Origin of the sequence: Haematospirillum sp. 15-248 (genome assembly GCF_012102665.1) — a bacterium.
GTDB lineage: Bacteria > Pseudomonadota > Alphaproteobacteria > Rhodospirillales > Rhodospirillaceae > Haematospirillum.
This window is the reverse complement of record NZ_JAAVTF010000005.1, coordinates 112,866-136,252: the sequence shown is the minus strand read 5'-3', so window position 1 is coordinate 136,252 and position 23,387 is coordinate 112,866. Positions and strand designations below refer to the sequence as shown.

26 protein-coding genes are annotated in these 23,387 nt (G+C 54.4%); 9 read left to right on the top strand and 17 right to left on the bottom strand.

What is annotated here, in order from left to right:
• Positions 1-133: 133 nt before the first annotated feature.
• The 8 genes from recA to flgB all read right to left on the bottom strand — a co-directional run bounded on the left by recA (position 134) and on the right by flgB (position 7,185).
• Entirely contained in the window at positions 134-1,219 is a 1,086-nt protein-coding gene (gene recA / locus HEQ72_RS06610; protein ID WP_168021123.1) for a recombinase RecA, read from the bottom strand.
• Positions 1,220-1,307: 88 nt separating this feature from the next.
• On the bottom strand, positions 1,308-3,686 hold the full coding sequence (locus HEQ72_RS06605; protein ID WP_322099485.1) for an ATP-binding protein: 2,379 nt from the start codon (positions 3,684-3,686) through the stop codon (positions 1,308-1,310).
• On the bottom strand, positions 3,683-4,822 hold the full coding sequence (gene flhB / locus HEQ72_RS06600) for a flagellar biosynthesis protein FlhB (RefSeq protein ID WP_168021121.1): 1,140 nt from the start codon (positions 4,820-4,822) through the stop codon (positions 3,683-3,685). Before flhB ends, HEQ72_RS06605 begins: the two co-directional genes overlap by 4 nt.
• Before the next feature lie 7 nt (positions 4,823-4,829).
• On the bottom strand, positions 4,830-5,594 hold the full coding sequence (gene fliR / locus HEQ72_RS06595; protein ID WP_168021119.1) for a flagellar biosynthetic protein FliR: 765 nt from the start codon (positions 5,592-5,594) through the stop codon (positions 4,830-4,832).
• Between the two features lie 24 nt (positions 5,595-5,618).
• Entirely contained in the window at positions 5,619-5,885 is a 267-nt protein-coding gene (gene fliQ, locus HEQ72_RS06590; protein WP_168021117.1) for a flagellar biosynthesis protein FliQ, read from the bottom strand.
• 31 nt (positions 5,886-5,916) lie between these two features.
• Positions 5,917-6,264 carry a flagellar hook-basal body complex protein FliE gene (locus HEQ72_RS06585; RefSeq protein WP_168021115.1) on the bottom strand — a complete coding sequence of 116 codons (348 nt, stop codon included), beginning with the start codon at positions 6,262-6,264 and terminating at the stop codon, positions 5,917-5,919.
• A 40-nt stretch (positions 6,265-6,304) separates the two neighbouring features.
• On the bottom strand, positions 6,305-6,715 hold the full coding sequence (flgC, locus tag HEQ72_RS06580; protein WP_066131760.1) for a flagellar basal body rod protein FlgC: 411 nt from the start codon (positions 6,713-6,715) through the stop codon (positions 6,305-6,307).
• Between the two features lie 62 nt (positions 6,716-6,777).
• Positions 6,778-7,185: a flagellar basal body rod protein FlgB gene (gene flgB / locus HEQ72_RS06575; protein ID WP_168022917.1), complete on the bottom strand. Its 408-nt coding sequence runs from the start codon at positions 7,183-7,185 to the stop codon at positions 6,778-6,780.
• A gap of 252 nt (positions 7,186-7,437) precedes the next feature.
• Here flgB and HEQ72_RS06570 point away from each other — a divergent pair, with 252 nt between their 5' ends.
• The 5 genes from HEQ72_RS06570 (at position 7,438) to HEQ72_RS06550 (ending at position 9,930) form a co-directional block, all read left to right on the top strand.
• Complete coding sequence (locus HEQ72_RS06570) at positions 7,438-7,809, top strand: EscU/YscU/HrcU family type III secretion system export apparatus switch protein (protein WP_416046655.1); 372 nt, start codon at positions 7,438-7,440, stop codon at positions 7,807-7,809.
• Positions 7,806-8,255, top strand: coding sequence for a hypothetical protein (locus HEQ72_RS06565; protein ID WP_168022916.1), 450 nt, complete (start codon positions 7,806-7,808; stop codon positions 8,253-8,255). The genes HEQ72_RS06570 and HEQ72_RS06565 overlap by 4 nt, the downstream gene beginning before the upstream one ends.
• 43 nt (positions 8,256-8,298) lie before the next feature.
• A complete protein-coding gene (locus HEQ72_RS06560; RefSeq protein ID WP_168021110.1) occupies positions 8,299-8,652 on the top strand; it encodes a flagellar biosynthetic protein FliO in 354 nt (117 codons plus the stop codon).
• Positions 8,649-9,413: a flagellar type III secretion system pore protein FliP gene (gene fliP, locus HEQ72_RS06555; protein ID WP_168021108.1), complete on the top strand. Its 765-nt coding sequence runs from the start codon at positions 8,649-8,651 to the stop codon at positions 9,411-9,413. The genes HEQ72_RS06560 and fliP overlap by 4 nt, the downstream gene beginning before the upstream one ends.
• An 88-nt stretch (positions 9,414-9,501) precedes the next feature.
• Positions 9,502-9,930 (top strand): Lrp/AsnC family transcriptional regulator, encoded by a 429-nt coding sequence (locus HEQ72_RS06550; RefSeq protein WP_168022915.1) that lies wholly within the window; start codon positions 9,502-9,504, stop codon positions 9,928-9,930.
• Between the two features lie 28 nt (positions 9,931-9,958).
• On the opposite strand, the gene HEQ72_RS06545 is transcribed toward HEQ72_RS06550, so the two are convergent.
• The 9 genes from HEQ72_RS06545 to HEQ72_RS06505 form a co-directional block, all read right to left on the bottom strand.
• The gene (locus HEQ72_RS06545; RefSeq protein ID WP_168022914.1) at positions 9,959-13,486 is read right to left on the bottom strand and encodes a tetratricopeptide repeat protein; all 3,528 of its coding nucleotides are present in this window, start codon (positions 13,484-13,486) and stop codon (positions 9,959-9,961) included.
• Complete coding sequence (locus HEQ72_RS06540; protein ID WP_168021102.1) at positions 13,483-14,193, bottom strand: flagellar motor protein MotB; 711 nt, start codon at positions 14,191-14,193, stop codon at positions 13,483-13,485. The genes HEQ72_RS06545 and HEQ72_RS06540 overlap by 4 nt, the downstream gene beginning before the upstream one ends.
• Positions 14,194-14,196: 3 nt before the next feature.
• Positions 14,197-14,853 carry a hypothetical protein gene (locus tag HEQ72_RS06535; protein WP_168022913.1) on the bottom strand — a complete coding sequence of 219 codons (657 nt, stop codon included), beginning with the start codon at positions 14,851-14,853 and terminating at the stop codon, positions 14,197-14,199.
• Positions 14,854-14,867: 14 nt separating this feature from the next.
• Complete coding sequence (locus HEQ72_RS06530) at positions 14,868-15,617, bottom strand: protein phosphatase CheZ (RefSeq protein WP_245183235.1); 750 nt, start codon at positions 15,615-15,617, stop codon at positions 14,868-14,870.
• 54 nt (positions 15,618-15,671) lie between these two features.
• Complete coding sequence (locus HEQ72_RS06525; RefSeq protein ID WP_066131784.1) at positions 15,672-16,061, bottom strand: response regulator; 390 nt, start codon at positions 16,059-16,061, stop codon at positions 15,672-15,674.
• Positions 16,062-16,202: 141 nt separating this feature from the next.
• Positions 16,203-16,934, bottom strand: coding sequence for a MotE family protein (locus tag HEQ72_RS06520; protein ID WP_168022912.1), 732 nt, complete (start codon positions 16,932-16,934; stop codon positions 16,203-16,205).
• An 11-nt stretch (positions 16,935-16,945) separates the two neighbouring features.
• A complete protein-coding gene (locus HEQ72_RS06515) occupies positions 16,946-17,752 on the bottom strand; it encodes a DUF6468 domain-containing protein (protein WP_168021096.1) in 807 nt (268 codons plus the stop codon).
• A 4-nt stretch (positions 17,753-17,756) separates the two neighbouring features.
• Positions 17,757-18,956, bottom strand: a complete 1,200-nt coding sequence (fliM, locus tag HEQ72_RS06510) for a flagellar motor switch protein FliM (RefSeq protein ID WP_168021094.1) — start codon at positions 18,954-18,956, stop codon at positions 17,757-17,759.
• 47 nt (positions 18,957-19,003) lie between these two features.
• Entirely contained in the window at positions 19,004-19,588 is a 585-nt protein-coding gene (locus HEQ72_RS06505; protein ID WP_168021092.1) for a flagellar basal body-associated FliL family protein, read from the bottom strand.
• Positions 19,589-19,880: 292 nt separating this feature from the next.
• On the opposite strand from HEQ72_RS06505, the gene flgF reads away from it, so the two are divergent.
• The 4 genes from flgF (at position 19,881) to flgH (ending at position 23,348) form a co-directional block, all read left to right on the top strand.
• Positions 19,881-20,627: a flagellar basal-body rod protein FlgF gene (flgF, locus tag HEQ72_RS06500; RefSeq protein WP_168021090.1), complete on the top strand. Its 747-nt coding sequence runs from the start codon at positions 19,881-19,883 to the stop codon at positions 20,625-20,627.
• Positions 20,628-20,706: 79 nt separating this feature from the next.
• On the top strand, positions 20,707-21,492 hold the full coding sequence (flgG, locus tag HEQ72_RS06495) for a flagellar basal-body rod protein FlgG (protein ID WP_066131799.1): 786 nt from the start codon (positions 20,707-20,709) through the stop codon (positions 21,490-21,492).
• 28 nt (positions 21,493-21,520) lie between these two features.
• On the top strand, positions 21,521-22,558 hold the full coding sequence (gene flgA, locus HEQ72_RS06490) for a flagellar basal body P-ring formation chaperone FlgA (protein ID WP_168022911.1): 1,038 nt from the start codon (positions 21,521-21,523) through the stop codon (positions 22,556-22,558).
• Positions 22,559-22,583: 25 nt separating this feature from the next.
• Positions 22,584-23,348 carry a flagellar basal body L-ring protein FlgH gene (gene flgH, locus HEQ72_RS06485; protein ID WP_168021088.1) on the top strand — a complete coding sequence of 255 codons (765 nt, stop codon included), beginning with the start codon at positions 22,584-22,586 and terminating at the stop codon, positions 23,346-23,348.
• The last annotated feature ends 39 nt before the right edge of the window (positions 23,349-23,387 follow it).

The following is a 23,387-nucleotide window of genomic DNA, read 5'->3' as shown; positions in this document are numbered from 1 at the left end:
CCAACAAAACCAGAAAAACCAGTCCCTCAGCGTCGGGACGCACCTTCTAAGCCCCAACGCAAAAATCGTCAACACAATTCCTTAAACAAAACAAAAAAAATTCAAGGGCTACACAAAACACCTGGACCGACGATCAGCCTGCTATCACAGCATCTTCGCTAACATCCATTTCGGGAGAGACGGCAATAGCATCCTTCACCAGACCGGCATTGGCCCTGATAGCCTGCTCAATCTCAGCAGCCATACCTGCATTGTCGCGCAAAAACTGCTTGGCATTCTCACGCCCCTGCCCGATGCGGGTTGAACGGTACGAAAACCAGGCACCAGACTTTTCAACAAGCCCAGCCTTCACACCCAGATCCAGAAGCTCTCCCGTTTTGGAGATGCCTTCGCCGTACATGATGTCAAAATCAATAACCTTAAAAGGTGGGGCAACCTTGTTTTTCACAACCTTGACTCTAGTCTGGTTGCCAACAACTTCGTCACGATCCTTAATCTGGCCTACGCGACGAATATCAAGACGCACCGATGCGTAGAACTTCAACGCGTTCCCGCCAGTTGTTGTTTCGGGGCTTCCGAACATCACCCCGATCTTCATCCGAATTTGGTTGATAAAGATAACGAGAGTATTGGACCGGGCAACAGAAGACGTCAGCTTGCGCAGAGCTTGACTCATCAGGCGGGCATGCAGCCCAACATGGCTGTCACCCATTTCCCCTTCAAGTTCAGCCCTTGGGACAAGAGCGGCGACAGAGTCAACGACAAGGACGTCGATTGCACCGGAACGAACCAAGGTATCTGCAATTTCTAGCGCTTGCTCTCCGGCATCGGGCTGAGAAATAAACAGTTCGTCTGGATTTACTCCCAGTTTGCGAGCATAGACAGGATCCAAGGCATGCTCCGCATCAATGAAAGCGCACGCCCCACCGACACGCTGTGCTTCGGCAATAACATGCAGAGCCAGCGTTGTTTTTCCAGAACTTTCCGGGCCATAAATTTCTATGATCCGGCCACGGGGCAAGCCGCCTATGCCAAGGGCAAGGTCAAGACCCAGGGAACCAGTCGATACAGCCTCTATATCTGCTACAGAGTTATTCTGGCCAAGCCGCATGACAGATCCCTTGCCAAAAGCACGTTCGATCTGAGCAAGCGCGGCGTCCAAGGCTTTTTGTTTATCCATGGTGTCCCTGTCAACAAGATGGAATGCGGTTTGAGACATCTCAATCCCCGTTTATTTCACAGCTGGGCGATACCTGCAATGCGAAGAATGTACATGTTTTGTTCTTCTGCGCAAGAGGAACAAAACATCAGACAGAATTTACACTCTCTCTTCGACGAAGAAGGACAGCATGAACACGCTCCGCCAACTGCGTCAGGGAGAATGGTTTTGGAAGAAATGAAAACTCTGTTGAGTCCGCGATGCCGCCACCGGCTGCTTCTTCAGAATAGCCGGAGATAAGAATCACCTGAATCTCGGGCTTTTCTAACTTTACCCTGCGCGCCAATGTCGCACCATCCATCCCAGGCATGACCATGTCAGTAACCAGGAGATCAATATCCAAGTCATCGGCCAGTTTCTCCAGCGCCTGCTCCCCGCTACAGGCTTCAACAACACGATAGCCCTTGTTACGAAGCGCACGTGATGCAAAAACCCGAACAGCATCCTCATCTTCCACCAAAAGAATTGTCGCGCTTCCGGATAGATCCTTTGCTACAGCCTGTCGTTGTAGCGTCGCGGTTCCGCCCCTTCCAATATCTGAGAGTTCAGCTTCTTCTATAACGGCATTGTCTGCACAAGGCAGATAAATGATAAATCTGGTTCCCTGCCCGACACTGGAATCCACAAGGATTACGCCGCCTGTCTGACGAACAATTCCATAGACTGTCGATAAACCAAGACCCGTTCCTGCTCCAACGCTTCCTGTCTTTGTCGAGAAGAACGGTTCAAAAATACGGGCGAGGTTCTCTCTTGAAATACCGGTCCCTGTATCAGAAACAGTAATAACCGCGTATTCTCCGGCAGAAAGACTTTCTGCACCAACAACCATGGCGCTATCAACCATCTCACGTCGCGTTTCTATACTCAGGCGGCCCCCGCCCGGCATTGCATCCCTGGCATTGACGGCGAGGTTGATGATCACTTGGTCCAGTTGCCCTGGATCAACCCTGATCGTCCCAACATCTCGCCCAAGGCGGAGCTCAAGATGTATGCTTTCCCCCAACAACCGTCGGAGGAGATGACTGATCTCGGTCAGGGCATCGGTAACCAGAACCTGGCGAGGTCTTAAAGGCTGTTTCCGTGAGAATGCCAGCAGTTGACGCACCAAGTTAGCAGCACGATTGGCATTTTGCTTGATCTGCATCAGATCGGCAAAAGATGGATCACCAGCCCCATGCCTCTGCAACAGCAAATCACAGAAACCAATCATCGCGGTCAGCAAATTATTAAAGTCATGAGCAACACCACCGGCAAGCTGCCCCATGGCCTGCATTTTTTGTGCCTGGGCAAACTGTATTTCCAGATTACGGTGGGCGGTATTGTCGAAGAAAAAGGCCATAAACAAAGCCCCTCCCAAGGGGACAATGCCGATAGAGGCTGCCTTGTCGGGGCATTTGCAGAAGTGTACTTCACGAGCCATGTTGGCATCAGCACCGCCATCCAGCATGGCGTGTTCAAACAGGGCATCCCATGCAGCACGGTCATCCTCTGCCAACACATTGCGAACAGCTGTTTCTTGCAAAGTCGAAGCATCATACCCGCACAGACGCAGGAAGGCTTCATTGGCATCAGTTACAACGCCTTCAACATCGACAAGACACAACCCTACGGGAAGAGAGGCGAATATAATACGAAACCAATGGTCTACGGGAGAGCAGGACAAGTCTGTTGCATGAGCCTGACGCATGACGACACTACGCGTACGTGTTTCTCCGGCATCGTCAAAAGCTACCTGCTCCACCATTGCGGAAAAAATATTCCCGGTGCGGTCACAAAAACGGAGCACACCGCTCCACGCTTCCTCGGCATCCGGTCGGCTGCCATCAGCCAAAATACGGGACAAGGGCATGCCCAAAAGTTCATTCACACTGTAACCAAGCCAGTCGGCAAGACGCTGGTTCACAAAGCGCAGCTGCTCGTTGGCATCAACGGAGTACAGTCCTGCTGGCATAAGATATAGAAACTCGGCCTGAACATCACGATCACGACGCAGTATATCTTCTATGGCACGGTGCGCTGTAACATCCTGTGCCGTCCAGATCACTCCTCCATCACAAGGCGATGTCATGGGCGCTGGACAGACCCCGATACGCCACCATTCCGCAAGCCCGCGTTCACCCTGTAGCATAACGTCCACATTTTCCGGAATCCGACGCGCCACCGCAGAGATCAAACGCTCCAAAGCACCAAACGTTTCCTCATCTGCGCGATCAATGCGCCGGGCCAACTCAGCATCTGGCTCACTCCCTCTCCAGAAAGTTTTTGCACGGCTATTGGCAGCCAGCACATGACCGTTGGAGTCCACCATAAGCCGGGCAACGTCATCAGCCTCCAGCAAACACCTCAGGCATCCTACATCACGCCGCAAACGCCGGATGTAAAAGACGAGACTGCACGTGGCCAAAAACAGTATGTCTGCAGCCAGTACATAAACCCACACAAAATGCAGATTGTGCAAGATGGTCACAAGGTCTGTCCTCTTTCTTCTGCAGCGACACGATCTGCACCCTGCCCGGAACGCCTGCCACGACCTGTAAGCCCTGCCCGCTTCAGCTTCATGACATACCCAATGACTTCAGCCACAGCCTTGTAATGCTCTGGCGGGATCTCCTGGTCCAGCTCCACAGCCGAATACAGCACGCGCGCCAACGGGGGGTTTTCCATGATCGGGATATCATGTTCCTCAGCAATGGCACGAATACGCAGGGCAAGGCTGTCCACACCCTTGGCGACCAGTTTCGGGGCAGGCATTTCATCCATCTCGTAACGTAAGGCCACCGCATAGTGGGTCGGGTTTGTGATAACAACACTGGCTTGAGGAACCGCTGCCATCATGCGCTGCCGCGAACGCTGCAGCCGCATCTGCCTGATCTTGCCCTTGATCTGGGGGTCACCCTCCGTATCCTTGTGCTCGTCCTTGACCTCCTGCTTGGTCATTTTCAACTGCTCGCGATGCCGGTAGCGCTGCCACCACCAGTCTGCTGCGGCAACAAGCGAGAACGTCACCACGACACCAGCCAGAACAAGAACCAGCAGCGTATGCAGATTCTCCATAACCACATTAGGATCCAGAGCCATATAAACCTCTGGGGTAGCCAGATGCGGTACCACCAAGGCAAGCAATACAGCCGTAACCAGGATGATCTTCAGTACACCCTTCGCCAGCTCAAAAAGCTGATTACGGGAAAAGATACGACGGAACCCACTGATTATACTGATGTTTGATAATTTTGGCGCGATTTTCTTCGGCGTAAAAACAAGGCCATATTGAAGAGTTCCAGACAGAACCGCTGCCAAGAATGTAATGGCAAAAACAGGCGATAAAAAAATAATACCTTTCAGGATCGCGTGCAGAAACCACATTCTGAAACCTTCCGGATCCAGTGAGACCGCATGCACACTGGCCAGAAGACTGCCAAGATGCTTTTTCAATTGCCCGGATAACCAAGGAGCCAACATGGCCACCAAGGCCAGTGCCGTCACCAGCATCAGCAGACTCTTGATTTCCTGGGATATGGCAACCTGCCCTTCCTGTCGGGCACGCTGGAGCTTTCGCTCGGAAGGCTCCTCGGTCTTGGATTCCTTGTCTTCGTCTTCCGCCATTCCGGACTCAGCCTGCGGTAAACGTCATGAGAACATCCTCCAGATGACGCAGGAACCACATCATCAAGGCTGGCACTGTAACCCACAATACCCCAAGTCCGAACAGGATCTGAACAGGCAGGGCAACGAAAAAAACGTTCAGCTGTGGCGACAGGCGGGACATCAATCCCATCGAAGACTGGAAAACAATCCCGAAAACAATGAAAGGCATGGCCATTGACAGGCCAAGCAGAAAGCTTTTTGCCAGAATATCCAGCCACGTTGTCAAATGATCTTCGGCAACCGGGTTCTGTCCCACCGGAAACAAGGCATAGGAATGATAGAGAGCCTGCAACATCAGATGGTGTAGATCCATCACAAAAATGCTGACCAGCGCAATTGTCGTCAGCATACCAATAACAAGTGCGCCCTGCGATTCCGTAACAGGATCAAACACCATGGCATTCATCAGCCCGGAGTTCTGACTGATGGAGGTTCCGGCCAGATGGATGGAAGCTGTCACCGCCTGCCCGATCAGTCCCAGGAAAATACCGTAAAAAACCTCGATGATGATGAGAAAAGCCAGAGGACCAACAGTGGCGGGTAACGCAGGAAGAACAGGTCCCAGAACAGGGGTCATGATCAATGTCACGCCAATGGCCAGAAAGAGACGAGCCTGGACATTGAAATAACCAACCGAAAAACCCGGCATAGTTACCATCATGCTTCCGACACGGCAGAATGTCAGCAGCAGATGGAACGTATTCAGACCAAGGAATTCCGAGAGCGTCACAACGGAGTCTCCAGCCAAGCCTGATCAGGGCAGCGAAATAATCAGATCCATAATTTGCTGGGTAAACTGCGTGATATGACGCAGCATGAAAGGAAGAAGAAAGATGACCGCACCAAACACAATCAGCATTTTGGGGACAAAAACAAGCGTTGCTTCCTGCAAGGATGTCAAAGCCTGAAACAGGGAAACCAGAAGACCGACAGCCAAACCAACCAAGAGAACTGGTGCAGCAATAACAATCATGACCCATACGCTGTCACGGGCAATATCAAGAATTTGCGTCTCATTCATCGGAACGGATCCAGAAAGAAAATGACGCCACTCAGATCGGCATCTTCAAGATTTCCTGATAGGCAGACACAACACGATCCCGGATTGCCACCACGGTATTCAACGTTGTCTCGGCATTACTGACAGCCAGAACCACATCACGCATATCAGCCTCCCCGGCAATACCCCTCAGGCTGACAGCCTCTGCCGTCCTTTGAACCTGTACAGCCTCCTTCAGAGAAGACCGGACCATATCGCCAAAAAGACCATTTTCGGGTGATGGAGCCCCCACAGAAGAGGTTGCTGTACGAACAGTCTCGGCTGTTTCCGTGGCCGATCCCAGAACCTGACGGGCGGCTGTCCGGTATGCCTGTATGGCGCTGGAAATAGAATTGGTCATGGCCGTCATCCATCAAACGCCACTACTGCAAACAACAACATCACCGGAGAAGATCCAAGGTCTTGCCCAGAAGATCACGCGATATGCTGATTGTATTCAGGTTGGCCTCATAAGACCTCTGCGCTTCCCGCAGGTCCATCACTTCGATCAACGGATTGACATTCGGGGTCATGACATACCCCTGCTCATCCGCCCCCGGATGCCCGGGATCGTACTTCCGCCCAAAATCGGTCATGTCACGATCGGTACGATCAGCACGCACTGTATCCACCTCAAGGGATGGATCAAGCTGGTTGCGAAATTGAAGGATCTTGCGCCGGTACGGTTCGCCACCCGGGGTTTTGGCCAAAGAATCGGCATTGGCCAGATTTTCCGAAATCACACGAAGACGCTTCGCCTGGGCTTTCGCCCCAAACGAGGCGATCGACGTCGCTTTCGAAAGGTCATCCATATCCCATACCCCCTACACCACAATCGCGCCTGACAGACAGCGCAGGTGCCACATCCCTCACGTCAACGCTGCCCAAGCGCAGACTTGATCATTGTCAGATTCTTCTTGATCAACTGCAAGGCCAGATCATACTGGGACCGCCCCCTGGCCATCTTTTCCATCTGTTCCTCAAGAACAACGGGATTGCCGTCAATGGAGCGCTCCCATGTTCTACGTACAGCAACCTCGCGATATGGGCCAAGATCAGGCAGGGCAGCTCCCATGTGGGATGGGTTGGTCATGGTCGGCTTGACAGATGGCTCTGTTGCATCAAGGACCATCTTCCCGAAATCAACCTCCCTTAGGTCTTTAGCCTTGAATTTCGGGGTATCCGCGTTTGAAATGTTCTGGGCCAGAACGCGCTGACGCTGGGCAAGCCAGTCCATCTTTGTACGGGCCATACGAAACAACGATAACTTGGATGTATCCATAATTCCCTGTCCCTGCCGTACGGGGCATACAGTCCAGGCTACCCGCTCACAAGTAGCCTCAGGTGTGCAGACATGATCCAGCCCACCCCTTTAAGAAAGAGTAAAGACCGGTTCACAACACCACCGGAATACCGGGACATAGCAACCTGGCGACAAGCTAAACGATTTTTTAAGCGCCGCCCCCACATGATGGGTCTGTCACTGAATGGCCACAAGGCCGATGGGCTTGCTCAGAGTGGAAGGAAATACCCGGTGAACACCGGCACCCCCAAACCACCACCGGAGTCCGGATCCGGGTCAAACCAAGACGGCAACGCGTCCGCAAACACACAGTCCGTCGCCGTCGCTGTGGATCATGATCCGTCTGTTGATGCAGTCCCCAAGGTTGTTGCATCAGGGCGCGGATGCGTTGCGGACCAGATTCTGAATATTGCCTTCGCAAGCGGCGTAAAAGTCCGACAAGACGCCGACTTGGCCCAAATTTTGTCTGTGGTTGACCTGGATTCAGAAATTCCGACCGAAGCTTTTGCTGCCGTAGCGGAATTGCTGGTGTATGTCTATCGAGCAAACGGGACCTATCCTCTTCTCCCTACGGCACCACACCTCGGAGGAGCAATGCCATGACGGCTCCACCCCGCCCCCCGGTTCCGGGTATCCCTGACAGTGCCGTGTTGCGTCAGGAGCTGCGCCGCATCGGAGACATCCTCTTCCAGGCACGCTCTTCCGTCTCAGATGGTATCCTTCCTCGCCTCGGGGATCTGGAGCACATGATACGAACAGCGTGTAAGTCTATCCACCTGATGACAAAAGATGATGCCCGAGGTCTCCGACCGATGATGGAAGCTCTTTTTTATGATCTCGATGCTCTTGAGACTGAGATGCGCAACCGATTCGGAGATCTTGCGCTCCGCCCCGGTGTTCAGCCCGGCAACAAACCAACACAAGCCGTAACCGTTGGTGCCGCATACCGTCATGCGCAGAAGCTGCATATACCTCCAGAACACCACCACAGTGATACCGTCACACACCGGCAGAGTGATCCGGCAACCCACCCTGCTCGCTCTGTGTAATATTTTTGTTTCTGATCTCTTCCAGGCCTGATTACCGCATCTCATGGACACAGACTTTTATCTTCGGCCACTGCTTGCCCTTTTTCTGGTTATCGGCATGATTTTCATGGCGGGTGCTGTTGTGCGACGCATCAGCCCAATACGCTCGTGGGCTGGAAAACGGTCTGCCCCAAGCCTGGAAATTACGGAACGCCTGAACCTGGATGCTCGCCGGCAGCTTGTGCTGGTCCGGCATAATGATCGTGAACACCTCATCCTTCTCGGAAACACCAGTGAATTGTTGATTGATGCGGGCCAAGCAGCACCAAGCTTCACAACGACAGAACAGGAAGCCGCGCAAGATACCATTTGTGCAGACCCCTTGTTGCCAGAGCCTGAGCCGGAGAGAGTACGATGAGAAACAGGCCTTTCAGCATACCGGGCAAGGCAATGCTTTTGTTCCTGTTCCTCATACTTCTGATGCCACACGAGGCCGTTGCCCAGCAAATCAACCTTGATTTCGGGCCATCCGGGAGCGGATCAACAACAGCGACCATTGTTCGGTTGATTTTGCTGATGACAGTGCTGACACTGGCACCGTCTTTTTTGCTGATGGTAACCTGTTTCACACGACTGATTGTTGTTTTCTCTGTCCTGCGGAATGCCATGGGAACAGGAACAACGCCTCCCAATCAGGTTATGGCCAGCTTGGCTTTGTTCATGACCATTTTTATTATGCAGCCAACCCTTGAGACCGCATGGAAACAAGGGATGGAGCCAATGATGAACGACCAGATTGACGAATTCGAGGCATTTGACCGTTCTATTATGCCCTTTCGCCTGTTTATGGTCGAACACACACGCCCCAAGGATTTACAACTTTTCATGGATATGGCCAATCTTGAGCCGGTAGAAGGGCCGGAACAGACACCGCTACGGGCCCTGATACCAGCTTTCATGATCTCGGAACTTCTGCGGGCTTTCGAGATCGGATTCCTGATCTACCTTCCGTTCATCATCATTGACATGGTCATTGCCAGCGTGTTGATGAGCATGGGCATGATGATGCTGCCGCCCATGATGCTGGCCCTGCCTTTCAAGCTTGTTTTCTTTGTGCTGGTTGATGGCTGGCACCTGCTGGTTGGCTCTCTTGTCCAGAGCTACGGAATCCTGCAATAGAACAATTCTCACACACGACCTGTCGCCTGGAACACAACAATGTGCCAGAATGCGCACCCCGTGTTTTCCAAACTGAATGAGAAGACCTATGCTGGATAATCTGGATCGCCAGATTCTGGACGCACTACGTGCTGATGCCCGTGAACCGACCGCAGCCTTGGCCAGGCGGCTGGATGTGTCACGCAGTACCATCCAGCACCGGATCAAACGCCTTGAGGAACAAGGTATTATTGAAAGCTATACAATCCGTCTGGCTGATGACTTTTCCCGGCGCATGATACGGGCACACGTCCTGATCAGCGTATCACCCAAACATGCGGCGCGAGTGTCCAGCGGAATAAAGCCAATGATGGAAGTCAGGGCTCTCCACGCCATCAGTGGTGCATTTGACATGATTGCCGAAGTTGCTGCCGAAACCATGGATGCCCTTGATACAATCACAGACCGTATTGGAGGCATCACGGGCGTCGAACGCACACAAACCCTTATTCTGATGTCGACACGCTTCTCCCGTTAACAGACAGAAGACGTGCCACAGCCTCATATCAATTAATTGTACTAAGCCCCATGCTCTTCAGCTTCTCTTCGTATCCGGCCATGAAAGAGCGGAAGTTCTCGGCTTGCCGAATGCGCCCCGACACTGTCCTGTAGTCGATCAACCCGCCTTCGGGAGTGGTCGTGATCAGGTCAAAGGCTGTGTGATAGGATGTTTTCTTCATGGCCGGCATATACAATTTACGCAGGTCCATGATGCCGCGCTCATCCTGAGCCAAGGTCAGGGCCGTGGCCCAGTCCAGCAGCAACCTGGCCTGGGTGTCGGTCAGGACAAGGCCGCTCTCTGGCTCCGGCGTCAGCTTCTCAAGGGTCTGGGCAACAGCGGGCCAATTCTGCTCTTTCCAGTAAATCTCCGTTCGCAGCAAGTCTGCCTCGCTTGATGTATCAAGCCCCAGAAGGTCAATGGCCTCGGTTCCCCGCCCCATGTCCGACAGTGCCCGAGCCAACAGCCGTTGTCTTTGGGCTTCCAGTGGTTCTGGCGTAGCCGGATCTGCTGTTTTCAATAAAGCCTCAACGGCTTTCTGTGGCTGCTTGTCCAGCAAATTAACCAAAGCAAGCCGGGCACCAACCCGGCTTTTTTCGACCCCGCCCAAGCGATAGGTCACCTGACGGTCCAGAAGGGAAGCCGCTTGGGACAACAAATCAACCCCCACCAATCGGTCAGCCAGACGACGGATCATTTCATCGCCTTTCTCGCCAGTGGGCGTCAATTCACGGAATTCATCATACAGGGCAATGGCACCGACCGGACTCATGCTGTCCGCTGCCCCCTTGAGAAACAGGGACTCAAAAGCATCGCGCATACTGGCTGTTGCTTTCTCTGCCTCGCGATAATCCTGAAAGTACGTGGCGGCCTGCTGCCAGATACGCAACGCTTCGCCATAGCGCCCACGATCACGCTCCAGATCCCCCAGAGTCATCAACAGGTTAAATTCAAAAGCGCCGCCGCGCCATGCATAACGAAGACGCTCCAAACCGTTGACAAGGGTTTCGGTGTCAATTTCCTCTATCTTCTTCTGCAACATCAACCGGTCGTACGAAGCAACAGCACTGTAATACCGATCGCCTGTTTCGACGGCGTCAGCAAAGCGCTCCAGCGCAATCTCGAAATTTCCCTTCGACTGCGAAAGCTTGCCCTCGATGTAATTGATGGCAGCAAGTTCACGCTGGGTATTGTGGTCAGACCGGGCTGCTGTCAGGAACGTATTGGTTCCAATTTCATCACTGACACTGACCGTAGCTTTGGCAGCCGTAAGTGCCAGCGGAATTTTCACGCGCTGGGGATAATTGCCGATAACCCCCCCATAAGCCCGCAATGCCTGCGCCTGCAAACCAGGGTCTCCCATCTCCACCTGCGCGGCAGCACGCCAGAAAGCCGCCTCTTCCACACCTTTCAGACTGGCGTGCTCCAGATCCTCTATGGCTTCAGGGTAGCGTCCCATCAAGAACGAGGACACCCCACGCAAAGCACGAAATGCGCCCGTGTTGACGATTTCCTTGTCATCGTCAGCCAGCACCTTGAGGATACCCAGCGCTTCGGCCGCACGTCCGTGCGCAAAGAAGAACCTGGCCAAGTCAAGCCGGGCATTATTGCGCCGTGCCGGTGGCGTGCTGGCAACGGCAATTTGCAGCTGCTTTCTATTTTTCGAGAAGTCCTCTTCCGGTCCATGCATCCAAGCATCAATATCCAGTACCTTTTTGAAGTCTGTCTTGGTGCCAATGCTGCTTAACAGTTCAGCCTGGGCAAGATCAGGCGAGAAGGTCAGACCACCACGGGCTGTTACATCAACCCCGTTCCGGGTGGAGTTCACAACAATACGATCTGACTTCGGCTCAACCAGAATGCCCTGCACGGTGACAGGAATATCGACGTCCGGGAAACTATAAGCTGGGAAAATCCCGATCCCCAGAGGAACCAGAGGAACAACAATAAAACGATCGCCCACTTCCGGATCTTCCAGCACCATGGCACGACCACCTTCGGCCACAGGCACGAACAACCGGGGACCAACCGGGCTTTTAGGCTGAGCCTCGACCGAGGTTGGATTGGCCGGTCGCCACGGCTGACGCAACAGATCAACAACCCACAACAAGCCTTCACGGCGTACCGATGGATTATAGCCCGGCTCAACCAACATGCGGATTACCGTAGCGGAGCGACTAGGAATTTGCTCAATCTCGCGCACAACACCACTACCCAGACGGCGCAACAAACCCAGATCCATCTCCTTGGGGCGATCAAAGACGACCCATGTCCAGCCGCCACGCCGAAAAACGGCAGCCGCTGCCGGCTCATTCCAGGGGAATGAGAGACTGGCGGCAACAGGGGCATCCCCACTGCGCCCCTCCTCTACCTGGACGAAATCAGAGTCTGATGAGGAGGGCGGAGGAGGAGGAGCAGGCTTGGCCAGTCCCAGCCTATCTCTCATGGCCTGCTCCAAAGCCTGGACAGCAGCGCTGGGCGGTGGAGGAGGTGTTGTGGTCGCAGAGGGAGAGGCTGCCTCGGTATCGGTTGCAGCCTTGCCAGCAGGTGGACTAGCCGCCGCTTCTGTTGGAGGTGCATTTGCAGCAGGGACGTCCGGTGCTGTTGCCGCTGCCGCCGAATCAGGCGGGGATGGAACAGGAGATGTCTCTCCCCCTGTTTGCTTGACATCAATCAGAACACGCTTGCCATCCGCTGCCGTCATCAACGTTGCACGCGGAGGAACCGGAACGGTTATCGCCAGACGCCCACGTCCTTCTTCTACGGCGATACTTTTCAGGGACTCTGGTAAGGCAGATCGCAACGACGCAATATCAATCGTTGCCGTACGCGAAAATGTTACTGTTGTCTTACCGTCACCACGCTGCACGGTATAACGCTGCCGCTGTGGCCAATCCAAGGCAATACGGGTAATTCCCCCCGGTTCGCTGGAGACCGACACCTCCACACCGCTGGACTTGATACCAGATACAGATTCAGGGGGCGCAGGCTGCACCGGCGATGGCCCACGGTCTGCCTCTGCGGGTGGTGATGCTGCAGGAATAACAGGAGGGGAGCCCCCCCCTGCTCCTGCGGGGGAAGGCGACACTTGAGCAGTAGCGGGCTGCACAGGCGGTGGTTTCGCACTACTACCGGCTTGTTGTGAACCTGACTTCACATCCTTGGAAAAATCAACAGCAATAGCCGTACCGACAGTTAGGACGCGCACTGACCATGGCTCTTTCATAACCATGGTGACAACCAACGTGTCCGGGGACAGTGAAACTGAGTCAACATAGGACCGGATAGGTTTGATCACGGAAGACGGATCTTTTTCCACCGGTTTGTCAAAGGTCATGGTCGCGGTTGTACCGGAAACCGAAAGATTGTATTTAACGGGAACGCCCCAATCAAAAACCAGACGACCATAGGTATCGTGCAACCCTGCCCTGGTTTCAAAAGCCTGGACCGCAGATGATGAGCCAAACGCCAGCAACACCGCCACCAAGAAGAGCGGGGCCAGAACTGCAGCACACCATCTCCACGCGGACATCATCGCCTGTTCCGCTCCGGTAGAATGAGGATATCAACCGGTTGCACAGCATCTGCTGGAACCACCGCAACCGGACGAGCCCCCCCATAACCAACAAGACCAAGATCGCCGGGGTATCCGGCAGACCGCATGGCCTGTGCAACAACACGCGCACGGGCCAAAGACAAGGTCCACGCCACAGCAGACCCCGTTTGTCCTCCATCTGCTCGCCCGGCAATAACCAAACGGTTATCCAGACGAGATACAAGGTTCGCAACTTCTGCCAAAATATCCGATCCACCCGGTGCCGGAACCGCCTCCCCAGCCAGAAACAGAACCTTCCCCGGCAATGATAATACAAGCTGATCATCAGACATGGTCATTACCATGCCGTTAAGACGGGGTTCATTCTGAAGCGTTTGTCCGATAAGGGCACGGAGATAGGAAATATTTTGTCCAGGAGAAACAGCAACCTGCACCATGGAAAGGTCAGGGCTTGTTTCAGATACCTCTCGAATCACCAAGGGTGCTGGTCGGGTTGATATGCCATCAACCAAAGAACGCAGATAACGGAGATCAGGGTTCCCCATGGCGTACAGCATCACAAAAAAGGACAGCAAAAGCAGGATAAGATCTGTGAACGTATAAATCCAGACGCCGGATGATGTGCCAATATCCTTTGATAACGCAGAGTCTGTGGAATACGGTTCCCCATCTTTGTACCCGGCCAAGGCTCACCCCCCATCAGGCATCAGACGGAAGGCTAGGACAAGATCACCTTCCTTGCCAATTTCCTCGCCAACAACAAGCTGGGACAAAGGCATGCCACGAGCTGTCGCAAGACTGGCAAAACCAACCACACGCTGTTCAGCCAAAAGCACCTCTCCAACCCGGTCCATAGCGGAAACCTGGATCAGGACACTCATCTCGCAAGAAAATCCAGCAGGGGGAGATGACAGTACGGCAACCAGGCGATCCAGAAATGCCTGACGTTCAGACCGGAATGAAGCTTTACCCGGCTCAAAAAGGGACTCGACAGGAAGTACTGCCCTCAGGGTATCAGCGCTAACATAGTGAATAACCGGAAGAACCCGTAAATCCGTCGTCAGAGCCTGTGTCAGCGCAGCCTCGAAAGAACGCGCACTCGACAACCAGCGACCATGCCGCCCCGTAAAGGATCCCCGATCAGCCAAGCCATCATGATGACGAGAGTCAGAGAAGGCCCGTACGACACCTGACAGGACAGGTGTTGCACGATGACTGTCATAGCGGGAAGAGGAAACCAGAATAATGAAGAAACCAAGTAGCAGCAGCGATAAAGAGAGGAACAGTGTCGTGGTACCACTCAACAGAACTGAACGACGGGAGGATGCATCGACAGAATCAGTCATTACGGCCCAGCCACTCAGGTCCGCTTGGGACCCGTACCGTGAAGCAGAGAATCGATATCCCCCTGTTTCATCGCATCCCCATCCAGCTGTGGACCATTGAGCAAGGCATCATCCCCCTCGTTATCACCAACAGCAGATGCACGGGCACGCCCCCTGTTCCCTGCCTGCTGAACCGACTCAGCCGCTGCCGCATCACGTGCAGCAGCAAGGAGCTTGGGATCGAATGCCTTGACCAGACTTTCGACCCGCTCCTCAATGCTCTTCAGCATACGAACAACTTTTGTGATGCGCTGCCCTGTCAGATCCTGAAACGAGCAGGCTTCGTATATCATTGTCGCCGCATCCATGAGCCGGGAGCCCAAGTCTTCGCTGACAAGACCAGAAACCTCCTCGACCGCTTCGGTCGCATCCATGATGGAACCCGTAGCATTTTCGGTAGACTGGATAATCGCATCCAGTTCATCCGTTGCTGTAGGGAGAAACTCTTCCCGGATATCGGTGGGATTAAGGGCCGCAATCTCTGACCGAGCCTGACGTATGTACTGGGCCAGCTGCTCTACCTCTTGGTAAAGCCGCATATCCTCAGCAGACAACTCGCCGGAAAGGGTATCCAGAATATCCGCAACGACACCGCCAATATTGTCGACGGGCACGGCAACGCCGTGAGCCTCGCGGATTCCTGCAATACGGGAAGCAACAGCACGATGAAGGCCGCTGTCCTGTCCAGACGACGGAGCCTCTTGAGAGGAAGGGTCACCGACCATGATCATGGGCCTCCGGTCTGAAATCCAGAATCAGGACGGCGCGCCGGGACAACCTCAGAAATCGCCCAGAACGCTGACCATCTTGGCCTTCAGCGTTTCAGCATTGAAGGGCTTGACGATGTAGTTCGAGACGCCAGCTTCCTTGGCTGCGATAACGTTCTCGGACTTGGACTCGGCCGTGACCATGATGAAGGGCAAGGCCTTCAGCTTGGGATCAGCTCGAACTTCCCTGAGGAGCTGGAGTCCAGTCATGGGCTCCATATTCCAGTCCGAAATGACCAAGCCGTACGTTGGCCCGCTTCGAAGCTGGGACAAAGCCGCGCTGCCGTCGGACGCCTCATCTATGTTGCTGAAGCCCAGCTGCTTCAGCAGATTGCGGATGATGCGAAGCATCGTCTTGTAGTCATCCACAATCAGAATGTTCATGTCTTTGTCGACAGCCATCTCACACTCCGTTCATGACGGCCAAACGGGCAGCCACAGCGATCTCCAGAACATCTTTCCCATTGTTACTAAAAGACTCAACCCCTTGGACGCAACATCTTTCCAACCATACTTATACCCAACACATAACGGAACCCATATTTACTTGCCGGGCTCCCCTTTGCCAGGGGCAGGAAGCTGGTGCCGGCGGCTCATCTCCATTGTCACAGCCCGCGCCTTCTCTGGCTCCATCGCAGCAAGGATAGGCGCTGTCTTGGCTTCCTTCATGTTCTCCATGATAGTCAGAAGAATGCCCATTTCCAGAGCATTGAAAATACCGGCCGCATCTTTTGGCTTCATAGTGGCATAAATCTTGACCAGCTGGTCAATTCTGCGCTTCTCGGCCTCGTTATGACGATTCAAGAGCTGGTTGATTGTCTTCTCCAGGTTCTGTAGCTCGACAATTTTACGATCTATGCGTTTCTCTGCTGCCTTCAGCATGCCATCGCGGGTATCCAGCTCTTTTTCTCTACGGTCAAGAAGTTCACGCCGTTCCGCCAGCCTCTGGAGAACATCAACCTCTGTGCGCGTAAATGACGGCCCTCCACCACCCTCAAGATCGGACAGGGACGAGGGCCCGGATCCTGCTGTCTGAGCGACAGCGGAACCAATGTGAATACCCGGCTCTTCTGCTGGACTCGGGACAGGGACAGCCCTTGTAGCAGGCGATTCTGCTATGCGGGGCAAAGAAATGTCCCTGCCCGGTTGGCTGGCCCGGTCAAAACCAGCCCCAATATCGTGCCACAAAGACTCCAGCCGCACGGACAACATCAAAACCGCCACAAAAATGACCAGTGGCAACAGGCGAATCCGTGGGGTTCTGAGTCCAGCCATACCCTGCCCCCTCAACGCACCGACCTGAGGGCACGCAGAAGCTCCTTCTCGGCTTCAGACCGGTCATCCTCCCGGGGTATCGGTGCGTGCTTTCTCTCTGATTCAACGCGCTTGGGGGGAATAGCAGCTCCGACCCCCTCTGTTGCTGTCAAAGCACTCCCCAAAGATGGGGGCTGGGATACAGCCAAACCAGACTGGTCAACCGGACGCACATCAGGCATGACGTAGGAGTCGTCCCGAACAATCTCTGCGGCTGATGGTGCTCTTGCAACAGACGTCTTTTCGGCATACTCCGCAGCAGCAGCAGCGCTCTCAATATCAAGCTGAGCCGGGGGAGGAACACGGGCTCCGGATGCAGACAACCCAGCCGCAGCAGCAGCAGCGGCAGCAGCGGCAACAACAGACTCAGCGGCCGCAACAGGATCAACCGGCGGACCTCCCGGAACAGAATTCCCGGAAGCAGGGATAACAGAAGACAGAGCACGCCCGGCCTTTTCCTTTGCTGTACGTGCAGCTCCATCAAGCCGCTCTGCCATTGCAGAAGCACGTTCCACCATGAACGCAAGGTCATCACGCAAGACCTGTGCTCTTTCAATCTTCTCTTGCAGAAGACGTCCTGCATCTTCACCGGCCTTGCGCAGGCGGGGAATACCACTCTCGGCCCTTACAGTCGCTTCATTGAAAGCAGCAATCAGACGCGCCAGATCCTCACGGTTCCGGCGTAGTGAGGAAAGCCTATTGTTAAGAAGGACGGCAAACACAATCGTTGGCACCAGAAGCAAAACAACCAGCACATCGAGGATCAGCGCAACGTCCATGGCACTACCTCCTCTGCTGCCTGATTTTGGAATCAACCCGGATCGAGATGTGGTTGCCCCTGCGCCCCATTTGCCCGGAAAACATGGGAATATCGCCACAACGCAACTCAACAGGAGAATTAGGAGCTGCATTCAGCATAATCCGGGACCCCACTTCCAAGTTCAGGATATCGCGCAAAGACATGGTCTGTTCATCCAGAACAGCCTCCATCTCGACCTCGGTAAACCACATCTCTTCAGCCAAGTGAGTTTCCCAGATCGAGTCACGACCGAACTTTTCCCCCATGAACATCTGCAACAGGAGCTCACGGACAGGCTCCAGGGTCGCATAGGGCAACAGAAGCTCAACCCTGCCGCCGCGATCCTCCATATCGATTCGGAGTTTGGCCACAATCGCAGCATTGGAAGGTCGGGAAATGGTGGCAAAACGGGGGTTTGTTTCCAGGCGATCAAAACGAAACGTAACCGGTGACAGCGGGTCAAAGGCCGCAGAAAGGTCGGCCAGAAGGACGTGAATCATCCGCTCGACCAAGTTGCGTTCAATGGTCGTATAGGGGCGCCCTTCTACACGCATGGCAGCTGTCCCGCGGCGCCCACCCAGAAGCACGTCAACAATGGAATAAATCAGGGCGGAATCAACCGTCATAAGGCCGTAGTTATCCCACTCTTCAGCCTTGAAAACAGTCAGCATCGCCGGCAAAGGAATAGAGTTCAGGTAATCGCCGAACCGAAGATTATAAATGTTGTCGAGGGAAACCTCGACGTTATCAGATGTAAAATTACGCAACGACGTAGACATCATACGCACAAGTCGGTCGAACACCACCTCCAGCATTGGCAGGCGTTCGTACGACACCAAAGCGGAATTCAGAATAGCCTGAATACCCGTCTTGTCGCTTCGCTCGTCGTCGGAATCATCAAAGCCCAGAAGACTGTCGATTTCATCCTGGTTCAGAACACGTGTACTTTCACGCCCCGAGGAAGAGCTGGCTGTAAACTCAGGCTTTATTTCGGTCGCAACTCCGCCGCCACCTTCCCCGCCACCCAGCATGGCCTCCCATTCGGCGGCCATCGCATCGGCGTCATCCCCTTCTTCTCCACCACCTCCGCCGCCGCCACCGCCGCCGCCGGACATGGCTTCCCATTCCTTCATAAGGGCTTCTTCGTCTTCGGCGGTCCGATCTGCATCCTGAGGCGCGGTCATCCTGCTTCCCTCACTTCACCCCACTCCCCCTCTACATGAACAGAGGGCTACTGAACCAGCATTTCCTTGAACAGAACATCATTCACCTTGGCTGGTCGTACAGCAGAATTAACACGCAGCAAGAGTTCCTCTCGCAGGCGATAAATCCCGGCAGCACCCTGAAGATCCTCGATACGCAGCTCACGCAAATACACCTGGAAATTATCAACAATACGCGGCATGACACTTTCCACGATGGGAACATCCGCCTGCGACGATAACTCCAGACTGACCCGGACTTTCATAAAAGTCCGCTTGCGGCCCTGCCCGGCAATGTCCACCACCATCTCCGGCAGGTCATAAAAAGCCGGACCAGCAGGGGCTCCGGGCGCACCAGAAGCGCCGGGCGCACCAGCGGCACCGGCTGGCTGTGGCGCAGCTCCTTCGCCAGACGCAGCGGCTGCCTCAGCCTCCGGCGGCGGCTTGCGATCAAAAACACCGGCAAACCATGCGCCGGCAACGCCCCCGACAATCAACAGGATCGGCAGCAAGATCAGCAGAAGCAGCTTTTTTCGCCCGCCGCCGCCACCACCGCCGCCGCCATCGCCCTCGGCATCATCGTCGTCATATTCTTCATCAAGATCTTCGGCCATCGTCCCCTCGGCATCAGCCAGTCCATGTGCGGGCGAGGTTCACCACGTACAAACATGTATCCTTCTTGTGCAAAGACTACGCAGGAACCCTTAACAAGGGGTTAGGGCTTTCTCGTGTCGGCACCAGCGGAAATTTCTGCCTTCCCACCATACACCTTTTTACCTGAGGCCAGGGCAAGATGGTGCGCCGTAAAATCACAACACCTTCATATATAACCATTAAACAAGCTGGCACGATATGTGCTTTCCCTGATCGGCACAAAAGCAATGCCGACGGGAGACCAGAAAGGCCATGCAAAATACGGGTTACATCGCCCTATCTGCCCAAACAGCCCTGTGGCGCCGTATGGAAACGGTTGCCAACAACTTGGCCAATATGAATACGACAAACTATCGGCGACAGGACACTTTGTTCACCGATTATATGGTGCGCACACCGAATACAGACTCGGTTTTCAGGGACCAGGTTCGATTCGTACAGGATTTTGGAACAGTCAATGACCTGAGTCAGGGGCCAATCCGGCACACAGGGAACACACTGGATGTGGCCCTGGAGCGCCCGGATGTTTTCCTGTCTGTGGAGACACCTGCCGGCGAGAAGTACTCACGTGGGGGGTCACTGATCCTGAACGAACAGGGGCAACTGTCCAATCACGACGGCTACCCGATCATGACCGACAACAACACACCAATCTTCATTGCCCCGAATGAATCCCAGATCTCCATCATGGCGAATGGAACAGTGGCAACAGAAAATGGACCTGTTGGTCGGCTGAAAACAGTGACCTTTGAAAACCCGCAGCGCCTGAAACGCTATGGATCAACTTTGTGGGAAGCGCCTGCGGGAATGAACGCGGAACCGGCACAGAGACCCGGTGTTGTCCAAGGTGCACTGGAAGGCTCCAACGTCAATGGAATCATAGAGATCACACGGATGATCGACATCCAGAGGGCCTATGAACGTTCAAACATGATGATTGAAAGAGAAGACGAGCGCGTCCGTCGCACCATGGATACATGGGCACGGCGTAGCGCATAACCGGTTGGATATGTACTCCCGGCAACGGGAAAGAAAAGCATGGCCCCACACAGGGGAATGATGCGGAAGGAAAAAGAAGATGCGGTCGTTGGCTATTGGCGGAACGGGGATGCTGGCTCAACAGACAAACGTTGAGGTCATCTCCAACAACATCGCAAACATGAACACAACGGCTTATGCCAGAAGGCGTGCCGAGTTCGCTGATCTTCTTTACCAGGATGTCCGCAGGCCTGGTGACAACTCTTCCGATACAGGAACCATTGTTCCAGCCGGTATCCAGCTGGGGCTTGGCGTTAAAACCAATGCCGTATACCGGATTGCCGAACAGGGCAGCATGACATCCACAAACAATTCGTATGACATTGCCATTCAGGGCAAGGGATACTTCCAGATCACCTTACCTGATGGCACCACGGCCTATACCCGGGACGGGGCATTCCAGCCAGACCCCAATGGTCAGCTGGTGTCACACGATGGTTACACACTCCAGCCGGGGATCGTAATTCCCCAGAATGCCACCGGCGTCACAATCAATGCTTCGGGCGAGGTGATCGTCAAGATCGATGGACAGGTTGCCCCCCAGAACGTAGGTCAGATTCAGCTGGCAACCTTCGCCAACGACGCCGGCCTTGCCGCGATCGGGAAGAATCTTCTGGTTGAAACACAGGCATCCGGGGCTGCGACTGTCGGAAACCCGGGCGCACCCGGTTTTGGCGGCCTGCTACAGGGTTTTCTTGAAACCTCGAATGTCAACGTTGTGTCAGAGATCACCGAGCTGATCTCTGCCCAGCGCGCTTATGAAATGAACTCCAAAGTCATTACCGCATCGGATGAAATGATGCGGACGATCAGCCAGCTCCGCTAAGAACCATGACTGACTGGACCTTGAAACCATGACCACCACCCTGCGTATACTTGCCGTGTTTCTGGCTGCCGGCCTTGCCGGTGAAGCCATGGCCCGGACGGGTTCAGGACCCATTCTGGTCAGCGTACCGGAAGCCTTGATGGCTGCGGCGCAAAGAAACGGGACCACCGCAGTTCCGGTATCCCTGAATCGCAACATCGTTGTCACGGGGCATTCGGTTCGTTTGGGGGACTTGTTCAGTCCCGTAACAGGAATCCTGGAAAGCGGGGATATCGAGGTCATACATGCACCCGCAGCCGGAGAGCAGCTGGTTCTGGGTGCTGATCGCCTGACCGCCATTTCTGCAGCATGGAACTTGGGATGGCTTCCCGCCAGCCCCATGGACCAAGTCACCATCACACGTGACAGCACCACCTTCGGGCAAGACGACATTATGAATGTCCTGCGTCAGGCACTGGAACAACGCGGCATCGAACCAGGGACGGACATCGAGCTGACCACCATGCCAGCGCCCGTCGATATTCTTGCCGGTGATCTCAATAACATCCACGTCGTGGATATTGCCACAGATCGGTTCGGACGTTTCAGCGCCACACTGACCCTGCCGGTTGGTGGTTCTGAACCCAAAAAACTGCGTTTGTCAGGGCGACTCCACGAGACAGTGGAACTACCGGTTCTGACCCGTCCGATGACCCGTCGTGAAATTATCCGTGCCAAAGACATCACCTGGAAGCGCGTCCGCCACAAGGAATTACGTGACTCCGCCCTTGTGGATGCAGACAGGATCATCGGTATGGAGTTACGTCGCTCCCTGCGCCCGGGCGAACCTGTCAGCGCGGGAGACGTGGAACGTCCTGTCTTGGTCGCGCGGGGCCAAATGGTCGTCATCGAGCTGCACACGGCAAACATGTCACTGACAGCACGAGGACAAGCTCTTGAGAACGGAAGCCTCGGCGATAACATCCGGGTCGAGAACCTTCAGGGCAAAAGAACTGTAGTCGGTACCGTAACGGGCCAACGCACAATCCGGGTATCCGGTCCTGTGCAATCGGCATCACTCCGTTAGACCCGGCGGCGCAAGGAGACATGGTATGAAACCATTACACAAAGCAGCCAAAGCCGGAATTCTTGCCAGCGCCCTGCTCACGGCCAGCGGATGCGACACAATGCAAAGGCTGTCCGAAATTGGAGGGGGACCAAAAGTCTCCACGATTGAAAATCCGGTCAACAAGCGGGATTACCGTCCCGTATCCATGCCTATGCCCGCAGCAAATGTGGCCACATCCAGCCCCAATAGTCTGTGGCGTCCCGGTGCCCGCGCGTTTTTCAAGGACCAGAGAGCTGGGCAGGTTGGTGACATTCTGACTGTTGTCGTCAACATAAAGGGCGAAAAAGCGTCCTTGAGCAATTCTACAAACCGTGACCGTGCAAAACCCACAGAAGAATTCGGCTTTACCAACTTGATGGGGCTAGAAAATTCCGTCAGCAAGATTCTCCCTAACACGGTCAATCCTGCAACAATGATCGGTGGGATCAACTCCAGAAGCACACATGGTGGCAGCGGTACCATCAAACGCGAGGAAACCATATCCGTCCAGCTCGCCGCCGTTGTGATCCAAGCTCTTCCCAACGGGAATCTTGTGATTGCGGGACGTCAGGAAATCAAGGTCAACGGTGAGCTGCGCGAGCTGGCGGTTACAGGCGTAATCAGGCCCGAAGACATTGGATCAGACAACAAGGTGTCGTCGGAGAAAATGGCTGAGGCCCGGATTATCTATGGCGGACGCGGCACACTGTCTGATGTCCAGAAGCCACGTTATGGGCAGGAAGTCCTTGATATTATTCTTCCTTTCTGATCCATCCGGATCAGAAGGAGAGTGAACCCGCAGACCGGC

What these genes read in the sequence shown, in the direction of transcription:
- recA (WP_168021123.1), bottom strand. Translation starts at nt 1,219, where the DNA reads ATGTCTCAAACCGCATTCCATCTTGTTGACAGGGACACCATGGATAAA.
- flhB (WP_168021121.1), bottom strand. Translation starts at nt 4,822, where the DNA reads ATGGCGGAAGACGAAGACAAGGAATCCAAGACCGAGGAGCCTTCCGAG.
- fliQ (WP_168021117.1), bottom strand. Translation starts at nt 5,885, where the DNA reads ATGAATGAGACGCAAATTCTTGATATTGCCCGTGACAGCGTATGGGTC.
- HEQ72_RS06585 (WP_168021115.1), bottom strand. Translation starts at nt 6,264, where the DNA reads ATGACCAATTCTATTTCCAGCGCCATACAGGCATACCGGACAGCCGCC.
- flgC (WP_066131760.1), bottom strand. Translation starts at nt 6,715, where the DNA reads ATGGATGACCTTTCGAAAGCGACGTCGATCGCCTCGTTTGGGGCGAAA.
- flgB (WP_168022917.1), bottom strand. Translation starts at nt 7,185, where the DNA reads ATGGATACATCCAAGTTATCGTTGTTTCGTATGGCCCGTACAAAGATG.
- HEQ72_RS06565 (WP_168022916.1), top strand. Translation starts at nt 7,806, where the DNA reads ATGACGGCTCCACCCCGCCCCCCGGTTCCGGGTATCCCTGACAGTGCC.
- HEQ72_RS06560 (WP_168021110.1), top strand. Translation starts at nt 8,299, where the DNA reads ATGGACACAGACTTTTATCTTCGGCCACTGCTTGCCCTTTTTCTGGTT.
- fliP (WP_168021108.1), top strand. Translation starts at nt 8,649, where the DNA reads ATGAGAAACAGGCCTTTCAGCATACCGGGCAAGGCAATGCTTTTGTTC.
- HEQ72_RS06550 (WP_168022915.1), top strand. Translation starts at nt 9,502, where the DNA reads ATGCTGGATAATCTGGATCGCCAGATTCTGGACGCACTACGTGCTGAT.
- HEQ72_RS06545 (WP_168022914.1), bottom strand. Translation starts at nt 13,486, where the DNA reads ATGATGTCCGCGTGGAGATGGTGTGCTGCAGTTCTGGCCCCGCTCTTC.
- HEQ72_RS06535 (WP_168022913.1), bottom strand. Translation starts at nt 14,853, where the DNA reads ATGACTGATTCTGTCGATGCATCCTCCCGTCGTTCAGTTCTGTTGAGT.
- HEQ72_RS06530 (WP_245183235.1), bottom strand. Translation starts at nt 15,617, where the DNA reads ATGGTCGGTGACCCTTCCTCTCAAGAGGCTCCGTCGTCTGGACAGGAC.
- HEQ72_RS06525 (WP_066131784.1), bottom strand. Translation starts at nt 16,061, where the DNA reads ATGGCTGTCGACAAAGACATGAACATTCTGATTGTGGATGACTACAAG.
- HEQ72_RS06520 (WP_168022912.1), bottom strand. Translation starts at nt 16,934, where the DNA reads ATGGCTGGACTCAGAACCCCACGGATTCGCCTGTTGCCACTGGTCATT.
- HEQ72_RS06515 (WP_168021096.1), bottom strand. Translation starts at nt 17,752, where the DNA reads ATGGACGTTGCGCTGATCCTCGATGTGCTGGTTGTTTTGCTTCTGGTG.
- fliM (WP_168021094.1), bottom strand. Translation starts at nt 18,956, where the DNA reads ATGACCGCGCCTCAGGATGCAGATCGGACCGCCGAAGACGAAGAAGCC.
- HEQ72_RS06505 (WP_168021092.1), bottom strand. Translation starts at nt 19,588, where the DNA reads ATGGCCGAAGATCTTGATGAAGAATATGACGACGATGATGCCGAGGGC.
- flgF (WP_168021090.1), top strand. Translation starts at nt 19,881, where the DNA reads ATGCAAAATACGGGTTACATCGCCCTATCTGCCCAAACAGCCCTGTGG.
- flgG (WP_066131799.1), top strand. Translation starts at nt 20,707, where the DNA reads ATGCGGTCGTTGGCTATTGGCGGAACGGGGATGCTGGCTCAACAGACA.
- flgA (WP_168022911.1), top strand. Translation starts at nt 21,521, where the DNA reads ATGACCACCACCCTGCGTATACTTGCCGTGTTTCTGGCTGCCGGCCTT.
- flgH (WP_168021088.1), top strand. Translation starts at nt 22,584, where the DNA reads ATGAAACCATTACACAAAGCAGCCAAAGCCGGAATTCTTGCCAGCGCC.